A 1,019-nucleotide genomic window follows, 5' to 3' on the forward strand; every position below is an offset into this window, starting at 1 on the left:
GAACGGCACGTCCGTGGTCGTGGGGCACGTGGACAACGCCGCCGGGCCCGCCGTCTTCTTCGGTCTCGGCTCGGTGAAGAAGGGCCAGCGGGTGGAGGTGGCCCGCTTCGACGGGCGCACCGCCGTCTTCGAGGTGTACGGGGTGGAGGTCTACGCCAAGGAGGACTTCCCGGGCGCCCGGGTGTACGGCGGCACCGGGCGCCCCGAGCTGCGGGTGATCACCTGCGGCGGCGGCTACTCGAAGGACAGCGGCTACGCGGGGAACGTGGTCGTGTTCGCCCGGCTCGTGGCCACCCGCTAGCCGCCGGCTGCCGGCAGTCGGCCGCCGCCTAGGGGTGCGGGACCGTGATCCGGTAGCCCTCGTCGAGGAGTTCGGGGAGGTACGTGCGCAGGGCGCGGACGGTGCCCGACCTGTTGCCGCCCGCGTCGTGCGACAGGACGACGACCCCCTCGCCCGCACCGGCCCGCACCCGGCGGATGATGGCGGAGGAGCCCGGCTCGGTCCAGTCGAGGGTGTCGACGGTCCAGCCGAGCGGTTCCATCCCCAGGTCGGCGCCGATCTCGAAGGAGGCCCGGTTCCAGGCGCCGTAGGGGGCCCGGTACCAGCGCGGCGCCTCCCGCACCGCCTTCTCCACCACGTCGCTGGTGCGCTCCATCTGCGAGCGGATGCGGGAGCGGGACAGCTTGGGCATCAGCGGGTGCGACCAGGAGTGGTTGCCGATCACGTGGCCGTCGTCGACCATCTCGCGCAGCAGGTCCTGGTGGTCGACCGCCATCTCGCCGCAGACGAAGAACATCGCGCGCGCCCCGTGCCGGCGCAGCGTTCGCAGGATGTCCGGGGTGTAGCGGGGGTCGGGGCCGTCGTCGAAGGTGAGGACCATGGTGCGGCCCGGCGCTTCCATCCGCAGGAACGGTCTGCGCCGTACGGGCGGGCGCGCGCTTCCGAGCTGCGGGGGCGCGTATGCGGTCATGGGCCGCAGCCGGTACGCGGAGGGCTTGAGCGGGGCCGCGGCCCGCGG

General features: G+C 73.6%; 2 protein-coding genes. One reads left to right on the forward strand and one right to left on the reverse strand.

The window, feature by feature from the left end:
• The coding region (locus ACWGIG_RS39060; RefSeq protein ID WP_453326467.1) for a sortase domain-containing protein at nt 1-301 on the forward strand (301 nt) is incomplete at its 5' end.
• A gap of 28 nt (nt 302-329) precedes the next feature.
• Here the strand turns inward: ACWGIG_RS39060 and ACWGIG_RS39065 are convergent.
• Nucleotides 330-1,019, reverse strand: a 690-nt coding sequence (locus ACWGIG_RS39065) for a polysaccharide deacetylase family protein (RefSeq protein ID WP_453326468.1), incomplete at its 5' end; no start/stop codon positions are given.

The sequence above is a fragment of the Streptomyces sp. NPDC054863 genome (genome assembly GCF_053610825.1).